The following is a 22,281-nucleotide window of genomic DNA, read 5'->3' on the forward strand; positions in this document are numbered from 1 at the left end:
TATGTTTTTTATTGAACGTTAGAGCTGTGGAGCATCATAATCTTCAGGCTGATCGCTGTACACACAAACATTATAGTCTTCAACTAAGCCGTTTTCCGCTACACAGTGAGTTTCAAAGAAATCAACAATCTCTTTACGCTGGCAGTGGGCTTCAAAAGCTACTTTATCGCGCCAGATTTCGTTAAATACAATCGGAAAACTACTGCCTTCGGCAAAATCGTTTTTAATATGGCGGGTGACTAAGTATTGAATACAGCCGTCTTCGCGTTGTGAATTCGGCTCCAGCGCCTGTAAAACTTCGAAAAGTTCATTGTTTTTACCTGCTTTAGCTTTAAACATCGCGATACAGTAGATTTTCTGAGACATAATTACCTTATTACTCTTTTTGGAGGATAAAAAAGAATTATAAACAATTTACTGAGCCGTTTGTTGACCATCTCTGCGTTTTTTGAAGAGATTCGTATTTGATTTGCCTGGAGAGGCGGTTTTAAAACCGCCGTTGATTATTTAGCAGGCAGCTGATCAATGACAGCAATATTGCCGTCCATGCCGGTAATTACAGCGCGGGTATCTGCGGCAATACTTTCGACAGATGCATCTTCGGATAAACGGGCGTTCCAGTTAATGCCTGAAAAACGGATTTTCCCGCCGTTGACGGTAACAGTTTCACTGACCGGTACTGTCTGCCCTATCATGTCGCTGCTGTTATCGGCTACGGCTTTTGTACCTTGAAAGTGCTTTAACGGCTTCCAGAGAAGTAAAGCACTCAGAAAACTGAACAGACCGACAAACAGCAGTTCCATTTCCCAGCTGGAGATTAAACCTAAAGAAACCAGGGCACCGGTTAATGCACTGCCGATAGCAATAAACAGCAGCGGACCGCTTAAGCCGATTACCGTTAATTCAACCAGTAAACAGATACCGGCAATACCGTATAACAGTTTATCGTGGTTATTTAATAAATACTCAAAAATTGAATCCATTTACACCGCCTAAAAATTAAAACCGGGGAGTTTTCCTGCTCCCCGAAAAGATTACTCAGCTAATTTTAGTGAGCTTGAAACCGCAATTGCCTGAGCGACAGTATTGGCAATATTGTCACCGGTATTACCATCGGTCAAGATAACGGAGCCTTCGGCCGCTATAGCCTGATGAGCACCGATTGCCTGCTGTGCCAGGGTTAATTCTACTGCTTTTTTACCTTCCGCTGTAGCTGCCTGCATACCAACTACATGTAAAGCGCTAGCTTCTGCCTCGGCAACCAGGCGGATTGCCTCCGCTTTACCCTGTGCTTCCAGAACCCGTTTTTCTTTTTCTGCTTGAGCGGCTAATACCTGTTCTGCTTTGTTGGCTTCCGCATCTAATATACGTGCTTGTTTTAAACCTTCAGCCTGGGTAATTGCAGAGGTTTTAACCCCTTCTGCGGTTAAGATAACCGAACGTTTTTCACGCTCTGCGGTCATCTGCTTTTCCATATCTTCTTTGATTGACTGCGGCGGCGTAATATCGCGAATCTCATAACGTGTCACCATCACACCCCAAGGTTGAGTGGCTTCGGTCATGGCGGCTAAAATCATCGCGTTAATCGTATCGCGGTTCTGGAAACACTCATCGAGTTCCATGGAGCCGATTGCATTACGCATGGTGGTCATCGCCAGCTGAGTAACGGCAAGTTTGTAATTGGTCACATTATTGGTTGCGGCGCCTGCATCGGTAACTTTCATAAATAAAATACCGTCTATCTGCAGGGTAATATTATCTTTGGTAATGGCTGACTGTGAGGCTATATCTAAAGACTGCTCTTTAAGGTTGCGGTCTGCTGCAATTGACTGCACAAAAGGTACAAGAAAATTAAGTCCGGCACTAAGTGTGCCGCTGTATTTCCCCAGGGTATAAATAACATACCCGCGGTTTTGCGGTACAAAGTAAATCCCTTTTTTAATGGTGAACAGCAGCACAGCGACAAACCATACCCAGGGAGATGTGATGACATTGAGTAAAAGATATTCCATATAAACCTCTTTAATTGATGGTGCGACATTTTATGACTTCATTTCATCACTTTTTGGTCATAAAAGAAAGATAAATATAAACTGTAAGAGAAAATCGTTAACCCGGGCATTTTTAACTGCGGACTTGTTGATAAATTGAGGTGGAGCTAGGGGAAGTTGAAGAGCAAAGACCGGCTGGCTGCTCTTCAGTAAAAGGTGAAATTAATTTAGCTTATTAATTTCTTATCTGTGCGGCTGCTTTGATTACTATTTATCCGCTCTGCCCATAAATTTCTGCTCAGCGGTGTTTACTTTGATTTTATCACCCGTTGAAATGTGCTCTGGTACTTGAACTGTCAGTCCGGTAGAAAGAATCGCTGGTTTAGTACGAGCAGTTGCAGAGCCACCTTTAATTGACGGATCTGTTTCTATTATAACAAGGTCAACACTAGAAGGCAGTTCAATTGCGACAGGTGAACCATCGACTAAAACCACTTGAAGGCCCTGTGTATTTTCATCAATAAATAGTACTTCGTCTGCAATGCTTTCTTTATTAAGGTTATACGGTGTGTAATCTTCATCATCCATGAACACATACTCGTCACCGTCAAGGTAAGAAAACATGACGTTACGGCGTATTAAATCGGCTAATGTCAGCATATCGCTGTCTTTGAATGTTTCATCGGTTTTTGCGCCTGAAACTATATCGTACATACGCATGCGATATATGCTGCCGCCTGCACGACCCTGCGGTACTGAACGTTCAATATCTCTAATAATATAAACGCTGTTATTGAATTCGACTGCGGTATTTTTTTTTACGTCACTTGCCTTTGGCATCGTTTTTCCTTAATTGTTGTCTGTAATTGAGTTTATATACATCGAGCAGGTTTGGGTAATCCTGCAATTTTGGTTGCCTGCTTCGCCGGGCCTTTTGGGAAAAGGCGGTACAAATAGCGGCTGCTAATTTTTTCCTTACCGTACTTTTTTTCCATCGCTTTTACTAATGCGCGAATAGCCGGAGAGGTATTATATTCAAGGTAAAACTCACGCACAAAGAAAATAACCTGCCAGTGTTCATCGGTCATAGTTATTAATTCTAAATCAGCAATATAAGCACCGAGTGCTTCTGTCCATAATGTAGAGTCGAGCAGATAACCCTGTGGATCTGTCGGCAGCTCTTGGCCGTTAAATAACAAAATTATTTTCCCTTATCGTTCGGTTTTATGGTTGAAGTCTACCTGTTGTAGCAGCACTTGTATATCCAGGGCGGTAAATGCAATTAAACGCAGCTGCTCTACGATTAATAAAACCTCACTGGATAACATGGGTTTATATTTTTCAAATTCATCTACGGTTATAACTGGTTGTATTTTGTCACTCAGCTGCTGATTATAAGCCAGTGCTATCTGCTTCTCGGTTGCACAAATAAGGTGCTGAAGAGCTTGGTTTTCTTTAAACCCATTAATTTTATGACGATGTGAAGCCAGGGCCGCAATATACGAAACTAATGCATCACAGCGGTTTACTAAGGCATAAACTTCGCGGTTAAGTTTCTGTTTTGAGCTGGGTTCAAATAACATGCTCTGCCAGGCACTGGTTAACTGTGCATCACTCTGGAATGTTTGGAAACGTGTTTCGCGATAGTTCAGGTTCTCACTTCTGCCGTACTGGTACTGCTGGCTGACCTGTTTGAAATAGCGGCCGCTTAAGTTTAACAGCTGATTGACCAGCGAAGGAAAACGCTGAAACTGCCAGTCGGGAAATATAAAGCTGATGGCCAGTACACTTAAAAGGCAGCCTAACAAGGTTTCTCCGATTCTGGCGGGCAAAATTTCCATGCCGCTGCCGGTTAACAAGTTAAATATAAACATCACAAAAAGAGTAATAAAGACTACAGCTAATCCATAATTAGTGCGCAGGTAACTGAAAAACAAGAAAGCAGTAAGAATTAATAAAATGATTTGTGATAGCGTTCCGCCAACCAGCATTAAAATAGGATAACCAAGCAGAATGCCTGCTAAGGTGCCTAAACTTCTTAGTACCAGACGTTTACGTGTTTCACTAAAGCTAGGCTGACAGACAAACAATACGGTTAATAATATCCAAAAACCGTGTGCTAACTGAAAGGTCTGCTGCAGTATAAAAGCGACCAGCAGACTGGTACTGATTCTTACCGCGTGTTTAAAAACGGGGTTAGTTGCTTTCATTGACAGTCTAAGGGTCTTAAAAATAGACTGTGGCGGCTGGACCTGCTCTTCAACAGAAATTACCGGGCTTTCTAGCTGTTCGGCAGGATCATAGCAACATAGGCTTAATAATAGATGATCAATACCGCGAATATTGTCATAAATAGCCTGCAGCGCCTGCACGGCTTCATTGTTATGATCAAATTCAGGCTGCTGTTTGAGCAGGTACAGCTGATCGGCTAATGCATTAAATGTCCACTTTAGGCGCCTGCTGTGCTGATATGGTTTTTTATCATTAATGACACTGCCAAGCTGATAGTATTCTTCGCTGAGTTGTAAAAAGAGCTGGTGATATCCTTCTAAAATCTGACTTTTTCCGAAGGTGATTTCTAACTGACTATAAAGGTATTGACTGGCACTGATGCGTTCATGAATTTGTTCGGCGACAAAATAATAATAATTCAGTTTATTAAGTTCAGACTGCTGCTGACAGACTTGGAAACGTGATTGAATAATGCGTTTTGACTGATCCAGGCGTGCCATAATAGCAATATTTTGTACCGCTAACTGCTGACGAACAGAAAAAATACCTTCCTTGCTGGTACCTTCTATTTCGTTAAACAATGCAGATTTCTGCTGCTGATAACGGCTTAATGAGAAAAACAGCTGGGCTAATTGTTCGCGCAGTGAGCGGTAGGGGCTGTAGTAATTCCAGATAATTGAAAACAGGCCGTACCACAAAGCGCCAAGACTTAATAAAATAGGCTGTTCATACCAGTTAATGCCGCTCTGGTGTCCGATCATGGTATAGATAGCAACCAAAATTGCGCCGAACCCAACTTTACTATAATGCGTGCCGAGTGCCGCCAGCATCATAAAAACAAAGCTGGAGGTTAATAAACCTAAACCGAAGAAAACCGGATAAGGCATTAATAATTCCACGCTGGCGGATGCAATAAAAAAGCAGATCACAATGGTAAGAATAAATTTCCGCCGGTTTTTATAATTATCATCGGTTTCCACAATGGCACAGGCCATCACCCCTAAACATAATGAGATTGACATCTGCAGGTTGGACTGCTCGAAAAAGGGCAGTAAATTGTAGTTAAGCACTGGAATAAAAGTAATGCTCATCGCAATTAAAACGCGCAGCCCGGAGTGGACATTTGAGTCGGAAACAAGTTTTCGGGCGATGTTTTTAAAACTGCTAAGCGAGCGGGATGTTTTCATTAATATCAGTCTAATTGTATGTCTTTGATAGTTCAGCGTACGAAATTAATTTCTATTTTTATTTAAAGCATAAAATCCAAATAGAAAATATAAACGCAAAGTGTACTGATTCATGTGACATCAGACAATTGTTTTGCGACAATATGTGCTCAAACAGCTTACAAGGTATCGAAATTTTAACCTTAAGGCGGCTTGAGGATATATTCAAGAAGTTAAAGTCTAATAATAACGGTATTAATAATATGATTGTGTACTGTGGTGGAATAAATTTTCACCAGCAGAGCACTATCTGCCGAAACCGCTCTTCCTTTTTATAATTTATTACAAATGCGGGCAGAGCAGAACGGCTCACTTATTTAATCTGTTTATTATCAGTATTACCCCTATGAATCATTACCAAAAGAGAGTTGAACAATGTCTGCACAAATAATAGACGGAAGAGCAATTGCAGCCGCAATTACTGATAAAGTTGCGAAGGGTGTTTCAGCTAGAGTCAGTAAAGGTTTACGTGCTCCCGGTCTTGCTGTTGTTTTAGTGGGAAGTGATCCTGCATCAGAAGTGTATGTCGGCAGCAAGCGCCGTACCTGTGAAAAAGTTGGATTTGTCTCGAAATCATACGATCTGCCGGCTGATATCAGTCAAGAAGATTTATTAGCCTTAATTGATGAACTTAATGCGGATACCGAGATTGACGGTATTCTAGTGCAGTTCCCGCTGCCTGAAGGTTTAGATGAAACCCTGGTTATTGAACGTATTCATCCGGATAAAGATGTTGATGGTTTTCATCCCTATAATGTCGGGCGTTTAGCACAGCGTATTCCGCGCCTTCGTTCATGCACTCCCCGCGGCATGATCAGCATGATTGAAGCAATCGGTGTAGATATTAGAGGCAAGCATGCCGTTGTGGTCGGTGCATCAAATATCGTCGGCCGGCCGATGACCCTTGAACTGTTATTAGCCGGTTGTACAACAACCTGCTGTCATCGTTTTACCGAAGATTTAGCACATCATGTAAAACAAGCTGATGTACTAGTGGTTGCCCGCGGACAAGCGAACTTTATTCCTGGTGAGTGGATAAAAGAAGGGGCAGTTGTTTTAGATGTGGGTATTAACCGTTTAGATAATGGAAAACTTGCCGGTGATGTTGATTTCGAAAGCGCAAAAAATCGTGCTGCCTGGATTTCTCCTGTACCAGGTGGTGTTGGTCCGATGACGGTCGCCACCTTAATTGAAAATACTCTGTTTGCTTGTAATGAGTTTCATACAAAATAAATAATTAGTTTACTGTTTATAAAAAAGGAGAGCGTGCTCTCCTTTTTCCGCCAGCACAATTCTTTGTAGTTAAAGCGTGAATTTATTTGTCTCAGCTTGAATTGAGGCTGAGTTTAGTTAATACCTTCATTTACTCTATGACCTTCTCAATTTCCTTTTTTAAACCATTGATTAGCTGAATAATTTGACTGTGCATGCGAATAAACTGTGAAGATCAGCAAATTACTTCTATTTAACAGAAATAATTGAGTGATCTCTGTGCATTTAAGGAATATCATAAAAGAATTCGATATTTGTTAGTCAACGATATTTTATAAAAACATCAATTGACCGGGGATAATGCCTTAAGCATTCTATTATCGGTATTGCTTACGTGATTTTTTGTTTTTGTATATCATGATGATGAAAATTGCTTTGCACTGCATATTGTAAATAATAAAAGTCAATAAAATGGTATAGACATTGCATATAAGCGGTGTAATGAAAATGCACAAAATGGAAACAGAAGAGAGCACTTTCATTTTGAGCATTGTTAACAGGATACGAACACATAAGGGAATAGCGTATGGCGCAATACAATCAAACTGAAAAAGAAGTAATAAGTTCGAATATATCAACCTATGAGCCACTAAATAAAGACGCGGATTCAAAAGGAGTCGTTGATATGGCTAAATATAAACAGCCGGACGAAAAAGTCAGTTCTGAAACATCTGCTTTTGAACAAGTTATGTCGCAGATGAATATTGCGGATCGTCATGCATTTGACATGCAGTATGATAAATTTTGGGCTGAAGCAAGTGATGAAAGTGAACTGCTGTCAGTGCTTATTTGTGAGATCGATTTCTTTAAAGCTTATAATGATAATTATGGTCATCAGGCTTCCGCTTTCATGTTATTAGTGATCGGACTGGCTTTAAAAAATACCTGTGAAGAATTCGGCTGTTTTCTAGCGCGTTATCGAGGTGACGAGTTTGCCATTTTGATTAAAGGGGGTGACGTTAAAAAAACTCGTGATATTGCTGAAACACTGCGTCAGGCGGTTGAAAAATCTCGTACCGAGCATAATTTTTCTGATGTTAGTGATATCGTCACTTTAAGTATCGGTATCTCCAGTATTTTTCCTACCTCCATGAAAATTCTAATGAATGCCGCCGGCAGCGCATTAACTTCTGCGAAGGTATCTGGATATAACCAGGTTTGCGGACATGTTGAGCCTGAAGATAAAAATAGTGCTTTAATACCTGTTAGTGATACTCGACTAGCGACTCAGATAGAAGAACAGCTTGATACTGAAAAAGATGATTTTGAGCGTCTGATGAGTGAGATGAATATATTTGATCGTCGTGACTTTAACGGTTATTTTGTTAAAACCTGGCAGGAAGCAAGCAGAGGCAGTGAACTGCTTTCTATGGTTATGTGTGAAATAGACTTTTTCCAGGCGTTTATGGATAACTATGAAAAAGAAACCAGTTATGATGTTTTGTTAATTGTTGCCTGCACATTAAAGAGTAAATGTGAAGAGTTCGATTGTTTCGTGGCACGCCTTGAAGGTGCAAAATTTGCTATTTTGATTAAAGGCGGCAATGCAACTAAAGGGCTTAAAGTTGCTGAGAGTATTCGAGTTGCACTTGAAGAGTTAAATGTTGAACATGCTCACTCACCAGTTAAGAACGCTCTTACTATGAGTATGGGTCTATCAAATATTTTCCCAAGTGAAATGAATTCAATGAAAATGCTGATGGCTAAAGTAGACAGTGCTTTAAGTGATGCTAAAGCCTCGGGTCATGATCAGATAAGCGTTAATTAAAAGCAGATTATCTGCTTTTATGGGCACTGCTGAGAACCTGTTTGTTATGCAAACAGGTTTTTTTTTGCCTGCTTAGCGGTATTCTCCACATTCTATACAAATATCTGCTCTGCCTTAGCAGCATAAATTAACCATATCTTCGTATTTTTAACTCTACTAGACAGCTGCTTTATTTGCTCACGTTCAACAATACGTAGTTCTGGGGGACTGAAAATAGTACAACTTTTTAACAAATTGAATCGTTCCGCAAGTTATCTGCATAATTAATATTTTATCTGCGTATGACCAATACAATTACAATTGTGAAAAATATTTGATTGGAGTTTTGTGTTTATGTCTTTTTGTTGATGTCTTTGTCTGTTTTTTTTAATTTTGGCTGTATTTCGTCTGGACTTTTTATTGTTGTTTTTTCTCGTTTGGCGAGCTTATATTGCGCTTGCGGCGGATAACTGCGCCTGTATATTTTGTCTGGTAAGCGTGCCTTCTGTCTAAGGTCACATTTGGAAGATAAGCTGTAATTCTTAATGATGGTGATGATTTTGTAACTTTTGTGTGTGCCTGCGGATCTTAAAGTGTGATCTATCCTTTGATTTTAAAATACAAATTTAGTTGTTAATAATAAGTTAAATGCATCTATTGGAGTGTTTTGTAACCGCTTGAAAAGTGCTGGAAAAGGTTTTTGTGAAAACGTTTACCCCATGGGGCTGCTGCGTTTGTCTGTTATTCAGCAGGTAAATGAAGCTTATTTTTTTTGGTTGCATTTCATACAAAAAATGCTTGTAAAATGCATGTGTTATAGAAAATTGAAAAAGTTCATTTTTATTGCAAATTTTTTTTAGCTTGTTAGTGTAACGCCCATGCAGTGGGGACACACTGCAAATCAGGAAGATATGAAACTGTGTACTTAATTTAAAAGGGCAATGGAAATGAAAAAAACAATACTAGCAATTGCAGTAACAGGTTTAATGGCGGCTTCTGCGCAGGCTGCAAATGTTTATGATGCAGACGGCGTTAGTGCTGATGTATACGGTCGTATGCAGTTTGACATCAGTGATACTAAAAACACAACAATGTCAGGTGTTGGTACTGCACGTTTAGGTATTAACGCATCATCTGAAATTGCCCCGGGTATCAGAGGTATTGCTAAAGGTGAATGGCAGATTCGTGCTGAAAACAGCGCTGATGATGCTAAGCAGTTATCTGCTCGTCACGTTTATGCTGGTTTTGCTACAGATGATTACGGTCAACTGGTATTCGGTCAGACTGATACTGCTTTTTATCAGGCAGTAGCTGCAACGGATATCTTCAATACTTACGGTTATGCAGCATTTGCGAATGTTGAAGACGGCCGTCAGGAAGGTCAGATTGTATATAACGGTACATTTAACAACTTCTACGTAGGCGCTTCTGCACAGTTTGCTGATGATAACTTCAAATATGACTTAGGTAACCCGGATTCAGGCGTTCCTGCACACACAACCGGTGAGAAGCTTGATAACTCTTATGCAGTAACTCTAGGTTACACTGCAGATTTCGGTCTTAGTGTTTACGGTGGTTACCACGCACAGGACTTTAAAGATGCGAACAAAAATAACTACGCATTATCTGCTGCTTACTCTCGTGAAGACTTATACTTAGGTGCTGCTTATGTCTGGGCTGAACTTGAAAAAGACGGCGTTACAGGTGAATCTAAAGTAGCAGGTTATGATTTAGTTGCTTCTTATGCGCTTGATGCTGTATCTCTATACGGCGGTTATGCCTTCCAGGAAGCTAAAGGTAACATCAGTGGTGATAAAGCTGATGAATTTACGCTAGGTGTTGCTTACAAATTTAACAGCAATATGAAAGCCTGGGCTGAGTACAATATCGATCAGCTTGACGGTGCTGATGATGCATGGACTGTTGCAGTTCAATACAACTTCTAAGCTGTTTAATATTTAAAAATTTGATTTAAATATTAAAAAAAGCCCGCTTGCGGGCTTTTTGCGTTTATCTGGCCTAGCGCCTTCGCCGGCATAAATAGTAAATGAATGCGCCTGCGGTAAGGGAAATCTGCTGAAACCCTGCCATATTGAAAACCAGATAGGCATACAGTGATTACCACTACTCTGCAACTGCAAGGCGTTGTGGGAGCTCTGTTGCTGTATGAAGCAGCAGGTTTTGTAGTGTTGTTACAACTCGAAGCTGGCACTAGCACTGTTCTTTTTAGATGCACGCCAACTGCCGTGATTTGAATTTTCAGTTATCTGAAAGGCTTTACCCCTTACATACTTTTCAAACCTAAGCTTTTCCAGCACAAAGCCGGCTGTTACAGCTGCAATGATTGTGACAAGCAAGTAGGATAGCGCTATGCGGTTATTTAATTCGCAGCAGGTTCTTTAGTGTCGCTGAGGCAGGTGTTCGTAGTGGGATAGGGTATTAGATTGACTGGTTTTGAGACAGAGTCCTAATAATTCCCCCTGCTTAGCAGGAGAAATCATAGGCGGATTAGTAAAATACTTGTTTTTTACTGACGGTAGGTTTCTAAGAAGTTACCGATTTTAGAAATAGCATTGCTTAGTTCGTCCATACGCGGCAGGCAGACAATGCGGAAATGATCCGGGCGGTGCCAGTTAAAGCCGGTTCCCTGTACAACTAATATCTTTTCTTCCATCAGCAAGTCCATGGCAAAACGTTGATCATCTTTAATATTGAATTTTTTCTGATCTAACTTAGGGAACAGGTACAGTGCTCCTTTAGGTTTTGTACAGCTTACTCCGGGAATATCATTAAGCAGTTTCCAGGCATTTTGTGTTTGATCGTATAAGCGTCCACCGGGAACGATTAACTCATTGATACTCTGATAACCACCCAGTGATGTCTGTATGGCGTGCTGCATCGGCACATTGGCACATAAACGCATGCTGGCGAGTATTTCTAAGCCGCTGATATAATCACGCGCCTGTTTCTTAGCGCCGCTGATCATCATCCAGCCGACCCGGAAGCCGCATACACGGTAGGCTTTAGACAGGCCGTCAAAGGTAACAATTAAAATATCATCGGCTAATGTCGCCAGCGGGATATGTTTAGCATTATCGTAAACAATCTTTGAATAGATCTCATCGGAGAAAACGATCAGATTATGCTGACGTGCCAGTTCAACTATCTGCTCTAATAACTCTTTACTGTAAACTGCACCAGTCGGATTGTTGGGGTTAATAAGGACAATGCCTTTGGTTTTGCTGGTTATTTTGGATTTGATATCATCGATATCTGGAAACCAGTCTGACTGTTCATCACAGATATAATGTACGGCTTTACCACCTGATAAATTGGCGGCCGCTGTCCAAAGCGGATAGTCCGGGGCCGGTACTAACAGTTCATCTCCGTTATTTAACAGACCCTGCATCGCCATCACGATCAGTTCACTTACGCCGTTACCGATATAAATATCATCGGTAGCTAAAGAAAGCAGTCCTTTGGCCTGGTAATGCTGCATAACAGCTTTACGTGCCGAGAATAGACCTTTACTGTCACAGTAACCCTGGCTTTGCGGCAGGTTTTTAATGACATCCATTAACACTTCTTCCGGCGCTTCAAAACCGAACGGGGCGGGATTACCTATATTAAGCTTAAGGATCCGCTGTCCTTCATCTTCCAGTTTTTGGGCTTCTTTAAGCACAGGTCCGCGAATGTCATAACAAACATTATCTAACTTATGGGACTTTTCAATGGAATACATGAGAACCTCTTAAACATAAACGGTGCGCGGAACGCGTAAAATAGTGAACATAAATTTGTAACTTACAAAAGTACCTGATCTTAAAGAGAGTGTGAAGTAAATAAAGCGGCCGGACATGGATTCAGGCTATTATTATTAAATTTTTTCAAGTATTGTTGAAATAATTGCGCATTTTTACTTCAGAATCGGGGTCGCTTTTGACTAAGATTGAAATTAAACATTTAAAAACCTTGTCTACTTTAAACAGTACTGGCAGTTTAGTAGAGGCTGCCAAACAACTGCATCTTACCCAGTCGGCATTATCGCATCAGTTAAAAGAGTTAGAAGGGCGTCTTAACTGCTCGTTGTTTATCCGTAAATCCAGGCCGGTTCGATTTACCATATCCGGGCTGCGTTTATTGGAACTTGCTGAGCAGGTGCTGCCGCAGATCCGCAGTGCTGAGCGTGATTTATCGCGTCTGGCTTCGGGCGATGCCGGCAGGCTGCATATGGCCATAGAATGTCATTCGTGTTTTCAGTGGTTGATGCCGGCAATTGATAAATTTCGCGACAGCTGGCCTGAAGTAGAGCTGGATTTCTCCAGTGGTTTTAGTTTTTTACCCTTACCTGCCCTAAAACGCGGCAATCTGGATTTAGTGGTTACTTCAGATCCGCAGCCCATTGAAGGTATTAGTTATATTCCGTTATTTAGTTATCAGCCTATGCTGGCATTAAGCCGCCATCACCGCCTTGCTAACAAAACTTATATTGAAGCTGAGGATCTCAGCCAGGAAACCTTAATTACTTACCCCGTTGAAAAAGAGCGTCTGGATATTTTCAATCAGTTTTTAATGCCGCAGGGGGTCTCTCCGGCTAAAATCCGTCAGGCAGATATGACGCTGATGATGCTGCAGCTGGTAGCAAGCGGGCGTGGTGTCGCCGGATTACCCAACTGGGCATTATTTGAATATCTGAAAAAAGACTATGTAGTAGCGCGCCGGTTAGGTAAAGAGGGACTATGGAATACCCTGTATGCAGCCGTACGTGAAGAGCAGAAATCCCTGCCTTATCTGGAAGATTTTATTAAAACAGCCATAGACTGCTGTTTTACCCATCTTAAGGGGATTAAGGTAGCTGATACGACTGAATAACTGCGCGGACTGACTATTTAAAGGTTTTCACCGCTACTGCTTGAATAATCTTGATATTTCATTAATTTTTGTTGTCCATTCATTTGCAGTGTAACCAATAAAAAGTCACACTGAACGCCTATTTATATCATATGGTGAGAGTGAACAGATGGGTTGTTGTGATGCAAAAGGCTTAATGCCCCTAGAACAAGCATTAATTAAAATGCAGGAGTCTTTATCTAATGTATGTGAGGCAGTAAGACTGCCTCTTTCACAGGCTCTCGGGTTTGCATTAGCTGAAGATATTAAATCTCCGTTAAATGTCCCTCCTTTCAATAATTCGGCAATGGATGGTTATGCAGTTAAGCGCAATGATTTAATTAACAGCTCTCCTGAAAACCCTGTTACTTTAAAACTGATAGGTAAATCTTTTGCTGGTTCCCCATATTCTGGTGAACTGCCTGCCGGATGCTGTATCCGCATTATGACCGGCGCGGTTATGCCCGGCTGTGCCGATACTGTGATTATGCAGGAGCGTACTGCAGTGGCTGGTGAATTGATTACCTTTACTCAGGCTCCCAAACTTGGCGACAACGTGCGCCTTGCTGCTGAAGACCTTAAACAGGGGCAGGTAGTGCTCAGTAAAGGCCATAAATTAACACCGCGCGATATTCCGTTAATTGCATCCCTGGGCTTAGCTGAAATTCAAGTGTTCAGAAAATTGAAAGTGGCGGTCATTTCTTCCGGTGATGAACTTAAAAGCTTAGGTGAAACACTTTGTGAAGGTGATATTTATGACAGCAATCGTTACAGCATTATTGCGCTGCTGTCGCGTCTGAATGTTGAAGTTATCGACTTTGGTATTATTAAAGATGATCTGTCTCTGATCAGAGAGGCGGTTCAGTCTGCTGACCAGCAGGCTGATGTAGTGATCACCAGCGGCGGTGTTTCTGTTGGAGAGGCCGATTTCATTAAAGATGTTTTAACCGAGTTAGGTTCAATCGGCTTTTGGAAGCTAGCGATTAAACCCGGCAAACCTTTTGCTTTTGGTAAACTGCCGAATAGCGTATTTTTCGGCTTGCCAGGTAATCCGGTTTCCGCTATGGTCACTCTATACCAGCTTGCGGTGCCTGCGATGGCTGCCATGAGCGGGTTAAAAGCCAAAGCGCCGATTCGTTTTAATGCACTAGCGGCGCACAGCCTTAAAAAAGCAGCAGGGCGCACCGATTTTCAGCGTGCAGTCTATTCTGTTGATGATAGCGGGCAGCTGGTTGTTAGTTCAACGGGCAGTCAGGGCTCCGGGGTATTCAGCTCCATGAGCCGGTCAAACTGTTTTATTGTGCTTGAACAAGACCGCGGTAATGTTGAGGGTGGTGAAACAGTAACAATTGAGCCGTACAATGCTTTAATGGATTAGTAACACGGTACTAATTAAAAAATAAAAAGCACCATAAATATAATTAACTTTTTAGCACAACTAAGTGCCTTGGGAATAACTATGATAAACACTGATGACGTACATATCACTGCAATTAAAGAACTTTTACCGCCGATTGCATTATTAGAAAAATTTCCAGCAACACCAGAAATAAGCGAAACAGTTGCCGGCTCTCGTCATGCGATCAGTGAAATCCTAAGCAGTAAAGACGATCGTGTCTTAGTGATTATTGGTCCTTGTTCAATTCATGATACGAAAGCGGCGCTTGAGTATGCTGAAAAACTGGCACCACTGCGTGAAAAATACAAAGATACATTAGAAATTGTAATGCGTGTTTATTTTGAAAAACCGCGTACCACAGTAGGCTGGAAAGGTCTGATTAATGATCCGGAATTAAACGGCACTTTCAATATTAATAAAGGTTTACGCACTGGCCGTAAATTATTGTTAGATATCAATGCAATGGGGCTTCCTGCTGCCACTGAGTTCTTAGATATGATCACCCCGCAGTATGTTGGTGACTTAATGACCTGGGGCGCAATCGGTGCACGTACAACTGAGTCTCAGGTTCATCGTGAACTGGCATCTGGTCTTTCCTGCCCTGTTGGTTTCAAAAACGGTACTGACGGTACAATTAAAGTGGCCGTAGATGCAATTGGTGCAGCTAATGCTTCTCACCATTTCCTGTCAGTGAATAAATTCGGCCATAGTGCAATTGTTGAAACTGCTGGTAACCCGGACTGCCATATCATTTTACGCGGTGGTAAAGCACCGAACTATAGTGCTGATGACGTTGCCGCTATCAAAGCTGATTTGAATAAATCAGGTTTGCCGGAAACATTAATGATCGATTTCAGTCACGCAAATTCTGAGAAAAAATTTGAAAACCAAATGAAAGTTTGTGCTGATGTCTGCTCTCAAATTGCCGCTGGTGATAAAGCGATTTCCGGCGTAATGGTTGAAAGTCACTTAGTTGAAGGCCGTCAGGATCTAGTCGATGATACCGCCGCAACATACGGACAAAGTATCACTGATGCTTGTATCGGCTGGGCTGATACTGAAGAGTTATTATCGCAGCTTGCGGCTGCAGTGCTGACTCGACGCGCTTAATACTATTCAAAGTATTATCAAGCACTGTTTCGACGGTGCTTTTTTTTATCTGAAATTTACTAATTAAGAGAGCTGCTGTGAACGGATCTGCAGGTACTACAAAAAATGCACCTATTATGATTTTAGGCTGTACCAGTGATGCCGGAAAATCTCTAGTGGTTACCGCAATCTGCCGTCTTCTGGCGAACCGAGGTATAAAAGTCGTCCCCTTTAAAGCACAGAATATGAGTAATAATGCCGCCATTACGGCAGATGGTTTAGAGATCGGCCGTGCTCAATATCTGCAGGCTCTAGCCGCTAAACAAGTGCCCAGCGTTATGATGAATCCGGTGCTGTTAAAACCCAGTGCAGAAACTTTTAGCCAGGTCATTGTTAACGGCAGGGTAAATACAGAAATTGCTGGTTTACCCTGGATGGAACGCAGAAAACTGTTATGGCCGGAGGTTCAAAAATCATTAAAACAGCTTCAGCAAGACTATCAGCAGGTGGTCATTGAAGGGGCCGGCAGTCCTGCTGAAATTAATTTACGCGCCGGTGATATTGTTAACATGTCGGTCGCACTTGAATGTCAGGCAGATGTTTATTTGGTCTCTGATATCGATCGAGGCGGATCTTTTGCTCACCTTTTAGGCACCTGGGCTTGTCTGGCACCTGAAGAGCAGAAGCTGATAAAAGGTTTTGTGCTTAATAAATTTAGAGGGGACCCGGCATTACTGGGCAATGCGATGCAGTGGTTAGAGGAAAAAACCGGCATTCCTACGGTTGCAAACCTGCCCTATTATCGCCATCAGCTGCCCGAAGAGGACAGTTTCCGGCTAGGTGCTCAATGGATACGTGGGAAAATCAATATTGCGCTACTTTATTATCCCTATGCTTCAAATCTAGATGAGTTTGATCCTCTGATTTATCAGCAAGATATAAATCTGGTACCCGTTCATCAGAATGTTGATTTAAACCTGTTTGATGCTTTAATTCTGCCGGGCAGTAAAAACAGCGGCGCAAGTTTATCCTTTCTGCAGGAAACAGGGCTGGATAAACGAATCGCTGACTTTAAACAAAGCGGTAAATTAATATTGGGTATTTGCGGTGGTCTGCAGATACTCGGCAGGCAGATAACAGATCCATTAAATATCGAAGACGGTGATAAAATCGGACTCGGCTTAATTGATCTGCAGACGCAAATTTGCGAGGCTAAATCGACTAAGCAAACCTCGGTTAACTGGCTCGGTGAACGAATTAAAGGTTATGAAATACACCACGGGAAAACAACGGCGACAGCTGAAGCTCTACCTTTTATTGCAGAAAATTTAGGCTGGCGGCAGGGTAATGTATATACAACTTATCTGCATGGCGTTTTTGAAAACAAGGTGTTTTATAACTGGTTTATGAAACAGCTGGGCGGTTTGGAAAATGGTTTTGAATGGTCTGCTCACCTTGACTGCGAGTTAGATAAATTGGCGGACATGTTTGCTCAGCACGGCTGGTTGTAATCTTATTAAATAGGAGACAGATTATTTTTATTCTAAATTTTCGTCTTTTATGGATTGTCCTGTTTATCTCGCCGTTAACCAATGCGGATAATTTAGGCAGGAAATCAATTGAGGAAGCGTTAGCTATCAGCACGGTTGTGTCTGATAGTGATGCACTCACTTTTGGTATCGCTAATTTTGACCTGCAGTATATATTTGATCCCGATGATCCCAACTGGGGAGATGAAGAAACGCTGGAGCTGAAAAAAAGCCTGGATATTTTTGTAATACCTTATACCTGGCAGCTTGAGGATTTAGATCCTGCCTGGTCACATAAAATTGCAGTACGCGCATTTTATATAGAAGTTCACCGTGAGAATCAGGTTCTTCACGGCCTCACTAATGCTGAAAAAGAACGCGTAGTCGGTGCTTATGGACATTACCAGCAGCACTATGATTTCTCAAAAAGCTGGTATGGTGAAGCCGGATTAGGTATGCATTTAATGCATTATGAAAACCAGTTTGATTACGATAGTAATTTTCCTCCTGAACTGCGTGAGCTGTTAGACGGCAATGTATTTAATACGACAGCTGTTGCGTTAATATCAGAGCCGTTTATTAATTTCGGTTATACAAAGAAGCAGTCATGGGGGCAATGGCTTGCTCATAATAGTAATCACTATGTTTACGGTCGGGCTGTCGGTGGTAAAGCAGAAAATCTTAGCGAAATTAGACCTAAGGGCTGGCGGATAATTAACGGCGTTGAGTTTAAGTTTGATGTTCCAAAGTTATGGGGTGTTTCTGATTTTGTTGCTGTAGATTTCAAACGGATCGATGTGAGCGGAGATATGTCGCGTCTTTCAGATGACGGTTATTATTATGAGACGACTGTCGGCTGGGTTATTGATACTAATAATAAGATCCCGCTCTTAGATAATATTGGAATTGGTTTTACGATTAATTACGGCAGTTCACTGAGTGGTGGTACCCTCAGCTTATATTATAATGAATAGTGAAATAAACTTTTTATAAGCAGGGGAAGGGGCTCCCCCTGCGGTCATTTTTAGTTAAGGGTTTAGGCGTGTTATTTTCCAGTTTCCATCTGTCGGCTGATAAACAAATCTATCATGCAGACGGTCTGCTTTACCCTGCCAGAATTCAATGTTTTCCGGGATGATACGGTAACCGCCCCAGAATTCAGGTAAGGGAACCTCTTTACCGGCAAACTTTTCTTCAAAGTACTTTACCCGTTGTACTAATGTTTCACGATCACCAAGCTCCTGGCTTTGATGAGATGCCCAGGCACCGATACGACTGCCTCGTCCGCGGCTTTGGAAATAGGCATTGGATTCTTCTGTGCTGATCCGTTCAATTCGTCCTTCAATACGAACCTGACGCTGGAGCATATTCCAGTGAAACAGAAGAGCAGCATAGGGGTTTACTTCCAGCTCTATCGCTTTGCGGCTGCCGTAATTGGTAAAAAAGACAAAACCTTTGTGGTCCACTTCTTTTAACAGCACCATACGAGAGGAAGGGCGTCCTTCTGGAGTACAGGTAGAAACTGACATTGATTCAGGTAAAATTATGCCGCTGTTTTCTGCCTCGGTTAACCAGTGATTAAAAAACTCAATAGGATCATTAGTTGTTTTTAATGCTTTATTTTCGATAAGTAAGCCTTGGCCGAGAGTAAAAGCACAACGAATTTTACTGATAAATGACATGTTAATCTTCTTATTTTAATTAGTATGTTATGGCGGGCAGTGTATAATTTGTGGCTATTTTTGTCGAACAATTCAGACTATAGATTGAGATTTACTGTGCCTTGTACCTTTAAACACCAAGATTTAATTAATATTTTTAACCAGACCTTTTTAACTGAGTATAAAACAGAGCTGCTGGCTGGTGATGATGAGCCTGTTTACCTGCCGGCAGATGCGGACAATATACTGCACCGTATTATTTTTGCGCATGGATTTTATGCCAGTGCGCTGCATGAGACTGCCCACTGGTTAGTTGCCGGAGAGCAGCGTCGTTTACTGGTTGATTATGGTTACTGGTATGAACCGGACGGGCGAAGTGCAGAGCTGCAGGCTGAATTTGAAAAGGTCGAAATCATGCCGCAGGCGATTGAATGGATCATTGCTGTCAGCTGTGGTTTTAAGTTTGATGTTAGTGCAGATAACCTCAGTGGTATCGAGATTGACCGTTTAGGTTTTAAACATAAGGTTCATGACAAGGTTATGCAGTTTTTACAGGATGGTATTTCTGAACGTACCTCTTTGCTGGCTGCAGCCTGCCGCGATTTTTATCAGGTGCCAGAATTAACTGTCGAAATGTTTGATTATCAGGGGATGTATAACCGTTAAGAACGATTGTGAACCCTTATTAAAAATTACACTTAAAGAGAATAATAAATAATGAGTAAAGTTTTTCACCATCCGGTACAGATTTACTACGAAGATACAGACCATTCCGGGGTTGTTTATCACCCTAATTTTTTAAAGTATTTCGAACGTGCGCGTGAACATGTTATCAACAGTAATGCTCTGGATAAATTATGGCGCGAACAGGGGCTGGGTTTTGCCGTTTATAAAGCCAATATGATTTTTCAGGACGGGGTTGAATTTGCTGAAGTTTGTGATATCCGCACCACCTACAAACTTGACGGCAAATATAAAACCTTGTGGCGTCAGGAGGTTTGGCGTCCGGGGGCAGCTAGAGCTGCTGTGATTGGTGAAATAGAGATGGTCTGTTTAGACAAGGATAAACGACTGCAGCCGGTGCCTGAAGTTATTCTTGATTCACTGCAGATAAATGAACAGGAATAAGCGAATAACTGCTGTATTGTGAGATCTGCTGCCAATATTGAGAGTAAAACAATGACATTCGCACAAAATATATTAAAATACGGCGATTTTAAAAATCAAACCACTTAGAAATACAATTAGCGCAGAACATTGATGTACGGCACTAGTACCCGTATTTCCAAGTAGCTTGGTTACAACAATGCACTTTATTCGGTAAAGAGTAATTTGTGTTGTTATTAAAACGAAGTACTGCCTCATGTTTATTATAACTAAGGGGATTACTGCTTACTAAAAAACTAATCGGAGATTCAATGAGTAATGAAACGATCAGACGAGCGCCGCAGGCGTCATCCAAGGGAATGGATCGTTTTTTAAATTTTATAGAAAGAACAGGCAATAAAGTACCGGATCCTGCTTTATTATTTTTTTGGGGATTGTTATTAATCTGGGGGTTATCTGCTGTATTTGCGCAGTTTTCATTCGGCTTATTTCACCCAGTTACTGGAGAAGCAGTCGAAGTTAATAACCAGCTTACCGGCGCGTCCTTAGCATCATTTTTAGCTAACATGGTTAAAACATTTACCGGATTTGCTCCTTTAGGTATTGTACTGGTTGCTATGTTAGGGGTTGGTGTTGCTGATTCGTCTGGATTCATCAATACTGCATTGAAGAAAATGCTTAGCTTTACACCTGCTAAGTTATTAACCCCTATGTTAATACTGGTTGCTATTGTATCTCACACAGCAGCCGATGCCGGTTACGTTTTAGTTATTCCTCTAGGCGGCATTATTTTCCATGCTGCAGGACGTAATCCGCTAGTGGGTATTGCGGCCGCTTTTGCCGGGGTTTCTGGTGGTTTTTCTGCTAACTTTATCCCTTCCGGCATCGATCCTTTACTTGCCGGTTTCACTCAGTCTGCCGCTCAAGTTTTAGATGCTAACTACACTGTTAATCCATTATCAAATATTTTCTTTACCGGTCTATCTTCGATCTTAATTGTTGGTGTGGGCTGGTGGGTAACTGAAAAGATTATTGAACCGCGCCTTTCTAAAGTAGAAATTGATGAAGATGCTGAAACAGCACCGAATTTAGGCTCTATCAGTGATCTTGAGAATAAAGCCTTTAATCGTGCCGGTTTAGCTATGCTGCTGGGTATTCTTACATTAATTGTTTTAGTCTACCCTGATGACTCGCCGCTGCGTTCACCAACCGGTGATATGACAGCCTTTGATGCACCGTTGATGCAGTCCATTGTGCCGTTGATTTTTATCTTGTTTATCATCCCGGGCGTAGTATACGGAAGAGTATCCGGACGTTTTAAAACTCACGATTCGGTCATTAAATCAATGTCTGAAACGATGGGAACGATGGGCAGTTATATTGTCATGTCTTTCTTCTGTGCGCAGTTTTTAATGGCATTCGGGCAGTCAAATTTAGGTGTTATTTTAGCTTTGTATGGTGCTGAATTTTTACAGTATTTAGATATGCCGGGAGAGATGACCATTGTTGGTTTGATTCTGCTAACTGCATTTGTCAATTTACTGGTGGGTTCTGCTTCTGCTAAATGGGCATTAATCGGACCAATTTTAGTACCTATGTTAATGGCGGTGAGTATCTCTCCAGAGCTTTCACAAGCAGCTTACCGTGTTGGTGATTCTGTTTCAAATATAGTATCTCCATTGATGGTATTCTTCCCGTTAGTCGTTGTGTACTGTCAGCGTTATGTTAAAAGCACGGGCATTGGTACACTGGCTTCGATGATGATGCCGTACTCAATTGCTATGTTAATTGCATGGACACTCTTCCTGCTGGCATACTGGGCATTAGGTATTCCGCTAGGTATACAGGCGCCTTATATTTACCCTTCTTAACCTCTACTTAGCATCAAGGTCTTATCAGTTTGATAAGACCTTTTTTTTGCCTCTTTTTTTCGTATTTACAATTCTTCTTGTATTTCAATCAGATATTTATTAATTCAATGCTTATTGAATCCATAGAGCCATTGATGTCTTTCCTTTGACTTTAATGTGCTTTCAATGTGATTTATAGAGTGTGTTTGGGGTATCTTGTTGTTATGTAAGGGCTAATTTTCTCATCGCGCACGTAAGTGTGATTTTGATCACCTTTGTGGTTTGTCA

19 protein-coding genes are annotated in these 22,281 nt (G+C 41.5%); 11 read left to right on the forward strand and 8 right to left on the reverse strand.

All coding sequences use genetic code 11. The features are described 5' to 3' along the window. Positions 1–18: 18 nt before the first annotated feature. The 6 genes from G327_RS0106415 to yccS all read right to left on the reverse strand — a co-directional run bounded on the left by G327_RS0106415 (position 19) and on the right by yccS (position 5,410). Complete coding sequence (locus G327_RS0106415; RefSeq protein ID WP_019613935.1) at positions 19–366, reverse strand: putative quinol monooxygenase; 348 nt, start codon at positions 364–366, stop codon at positions 19–21. Between the two features lie 137 nt (positions 367–503). After that, positions 504–983 (reverse strand): NfeD family protein, encoded by a 480-nt coding sequence (locus tag G327_RS0106420; RefSeq protein WP_019613936.1) that lies wholly within the window; start codon positions 981–983, stop codon positions 504–506. Positions 984–1,034: 51 nt separating this feature from the next. Beyond that, entirely contained in the window at positions 1,035–2,012 is a 978-nt protein-coding gene (locus G327_RS0106425) for an SPFH domain-containing protein (protein WP_019613937.1), read from the reverse strand. Between the two features lie 246 nt (positions 2,013–2,258). Further along, on the reverse strand, positions 2,259–2,831 hold the full coding sequence (gene efpL / locus G327_RS0106430; RefSeq protein WP_019613938.1) for an elongation factor P-like protein EfpL: 573 nt from the start codon (positions 2,829–2,831) through the stop codon (positions 2,259–2,261). A gap of 32 nt (positions 2,832–2,863) precedes the next feature. Beyond that, entirely contained in the window at positions 2,864–3,193 is a 330-nt protein-coding gene (locus G327_RS0106435; protein WP_026339219.1) for a TusE/DsrC/DsvC family sulfur relay protein, read from the reverse strand. Positions 3,194–3,202: 9 nt separating this feature from the next. Further along, positions 3,203–5,410 carry a YccS family putative transporter gene (gene yccS / locus G327_RS0106440; RefSeq protein WP_019613940.1) on the reverse strand — a complete coding sequence of 736 codons (2,208 nt, stop codon included), beginning with the start codon at positions 5,408–5,410 and terminating at the stop codon, positions 3,203–3,205. Between the two features lie 414 nt (positions 5,411–5,824). Between yccS and folD the strand changes: the two genes are divergently transcribed. The 3 genes from folD (at position 5,825) to G327_RS0106455 (ending at position 10,414) form a co-directional block, all read left to right on the forward strand. Further along, positions 5,825–6,682 (forward strand): bifunctional methylenetetrahydrofolate dehydrogenase/methenyltetrahydrofolate cyclohydrolase FolD, encoded by an 858-nt coding sequence (gene folD, locus G327_RS0106445; RefSeq protein ID WP_019613941.1) that lies wholly within the window; start codon positions 5,825–5,827, stop codon positions 6,680–6,682. 565 nt (positions 6,683–7,247) lie between these two features. Continuing rightward, positions 7,248–8,489: a diguanylate cyclase domain-containing protein gene (locus G327_RS0106450; RefSeq protein ID WP_019613942.1), complete on the forward strand. Its 1,242-nt coding sequence runs from the start codon at positions 7,248–7,250 to the stop codon at positions 8,487–8,489. Between the two features lie 926 nt (positions 8,490–9,415). Further along, complete coding sequence (locus G327_RS0106455) at positions 9,416–10,414, forward strand: porin (RefSeq protein ID WP_026339220.1); 999 nt, start codon at positions 9,416–9,418, stop codon at positions 10,412–10,414. Between the two features lie 581 nt (positions 10,415–10,995). On the opposite strand, the gene G327_RS0106465 is transcribed toward G327_RS0106455, so the two are convergent. Then, entirely contained in the window at positions 10,996–12,210 is a 1,215-nt protein-coding gene (locus G327_RS0106465; protein ID WP_019613945.1) for a pyridoxal phosphate-dependent aminotransferase, read from the reverse strand. Between the two features lie 197 nt (positions 12,211–12,407). On the opposite strand from G327_RS0106465, the gene G327_RS0106470 reads away from it, so the two are divergent. The 5 genes from G327_RS0106470 (at position 12,408) to G327_RS0106490 (ending at position 18,349) form a co-directional block, all read left to right on the forward strand. Then, a complete protein-coding gene (locus tag G327_RS0106470; protein ID WP_019613946.1) occupies positions 12,408–13,340 on the forward strand; it encodes a LysR family transcriptional regulator in 933 nt (310 codons plus the stop codon). A 148-nt stretch (positions 13,341–13,488) separates the two neighbouring features. Next, positions 13,489–14,736, forward strand: coding sequence for a molybdopterin molybdotransferase MoeA (gene moeA, locus G327_RS0106475; RefSeq protein ID WP_019613947.1), 1,248 nt, complete (start codon positions 13,489–13,491; stop codon positions 14,734–14,736). Positions 14,737–14,817: 81 nt separating this feature from the next. Beyond that, the gene (aroG, locus tag G327_RS0106480) at positions 14,818–15,867 is read left to right on the forward strand and encodes a 3-deoxy-7-phosphoheptulonate synthase AroG (RefSeq protein ID WP_019613948.1); all 1,050 of its coding nucleotides are present in this window, start codon (positions 14,818–14,820) and stop codon (positions 15,865–15,867) included. 77 nt (positions 15,868–15,944) lie between these two features. Next, complete coding sequence (locus G327_RS0106485; protein ID WP_019613949.1) at positions 15,945–17,357, forward strand: cobyric acid synthase; 1,413 nt, start codon at positions 15,945–15,947, stop codon at positions 17,355–17,357. A 53-nt stretch (positions 17,358–17,410) separates the two neighbouring features. Then, positions 17,411–18,349 carry a Solitary outer membrane autotransporter beta-barrel domain gene (locus G327_RS0106490; protein ID WP_281167221.1) on the forward strand — a complete coding sequence of 313 codons (939 nt, stop codon included), beginning with the start codon at positions 17,411–17,413 and terminating at the stop codon, positions 18,347–18,349. A gap of 54 nt (positions 18,350–18,403) precedes the next feature. Here the strand turns inward: G327_RS0106490 and pdxH are convergent, their stop codons facing one another. Then, positions 18,404–19,057 (reverse strand): pyridoxamine 5'-phosphate oxidase, encoded by a 654-nt coding sequence (pdxH, locus tag G327_RS0106495; protein ID WP_019613951.1) that lies wholly within the window; start codon positions 19,055–19,057, stop codon positions 18,404–18,406. Between the two features lie 96 nt (positions 19,058–19,153). On the opposite strand from pdxH, the gene G327_RS0106500 reads away from it, so the two are divergent. From G327_RS0106500 to G327_RS0106510, 3 genes are all read left to right on the forward strand, one after another. Continuing rightward, positions 19,154–19,702 (forward strand): elongation factor P hydroxylase, encoded by a 549-nt coding sequence (locus G327_RS0106500; RefSeq protein WP_019613952.1) that lies wholly within the window; start codon positions 19,154–19,156, stop codon positions 19,700–19,702. Between the two features lie 51 nt (positions 19,703–19,753). Continuing rightward, positions 19,754–20,164 carry an acyl-CoA thioesterase gene (locus G327_RS0106505; protein ID WP_019613953.1) on the forward strand — a complete coding sequence of 137 codons (411 nt, stop codon included), beginning with the start codon at positions 19,754–19,756 and terminating at the stop codon, positions 20,162–20,164. A gap of 290 nt (positions 20,165–20,454) precedes the next feature. Continuing rightward, a complete protein-coding gene (locus tag G327_RS0106510; RefSeq protein ID WP_019613954.1) occupies positions 20,455–22,014 on the forward strand; it encodes an AbgT family transporter in 1,560 nt (519 codons plus the stop codon). Positions 22,015–22,281 lie beyond the last annotated feature (267 nt).

Origin of the sequence: Psychromonas ossibalaenae ATCC BAA-1528, assembly GCF_000381745.1 — a bacterium.
Taxonomy (GTDB): Bacteria; Pseudomonadota; Gammaproteobacteria; order Enterobacterales; family Psychromonadaceae; genus Psychromonas; species Psychromonas ossibalaenae.

Excerpts from the sequence above, each read along its gene's own strand:
- G327_RS0106455 (WP_026339220.1), top strand. The coding sequence starts at position 9,416 with ATGAAAAAAACAATACTAGCAATTGCAGTAACAGGTTTAATGGCGGCT.
- G327_RS0106465 (WP_019613945.1), bottom strand. The coding sequence starts at position 12,210 with ATGTATTCCATTGAAAAGTCCCATAAGTTAGATAATGTTTGTTATGAC.
- G327_RS0106425 (WP_019613937.1), bottom strand. The coding sequence starts at position 2,012 with ATGGAATATCTTTTACTCAATGTCATCACATCTCCCTGGGTATGGTTT.
- G327_RS0106415 (WP_019613935.1), bottom strand. The coding sequence starts at position 366 with ATGTCTCAGAAAATCTACTGTATCGCGATGTTTAAAGCTAAAGCAGGT.
- G327_RS0106510 (WP_019613954.1), top strand. The coding sequence starts at position 20,455 with ATGAGTAATGAAACGATCAGACGAGCGCCGCAGGCGTCATCCAAGGGA.
- G327_RS0106450 (WP_019613942.1), top strand. The coding sequence starts at position 7,248 with ATGGCGCAATACAATCAAACTGAAAAAGAAGTAATAAGTTCGAATATA.
- G327_RS0106505 (WP_019613953.1), top strand. The coding sequence starts at position 19,754 with ATGAGTAAAGTTTTTCACCATCCGGTACAGATTTACTACGAAGATACA.
- pdxH (WP_019613951.1), bottom strand. The coding sequence starts at position 19,057 with ATGTCATTTATCAGTAAAATTCGTTGTGCTTTTACTCTCGGCCAAGGC.
- folD (WP_019613941.1), top strand. The coding sequence starts at position 5,825 with ATGTCTGCACAAATAATAGACGGAAGAGCAATTGCAGCCGCAATTACT.
- efpL (WP_019613938.1), bottom strand. The coding sequence starts at position 2,831 with ATGCCAAAGGCAAGTGACGTAAAAAAAAATACCGCAGTCGAATTCAAT.
- G327_RS0106420 (WP_019613936.1), bottom strand. The coding sequence starts at position 983 with ATGGATTCAATTTTTGAGTATTTATTAAATAACCACGATAAACTGTTA.
- yccS (WP_019613940.1), bottom strand. The coding sequence starts at position 5,410 with ATGAAAACATCCCGCTCGCTTAGCAGTTTTAAAAACATCGCCCGAAAA.
- moeA (WP_019613947.1), top strand. The coding sequence starts at position 13,489 with ATGGGTTGTTGTGATGCAAAAGGCTTAATGCCCCTAGAACAAGCATTA.
- aroG (WP_019613948.1), top strand. The coding sequence starts at position 14,818 with ATGATAAACACTGATGACGTACATATCACTGCAATTAAAGAACTTTTA.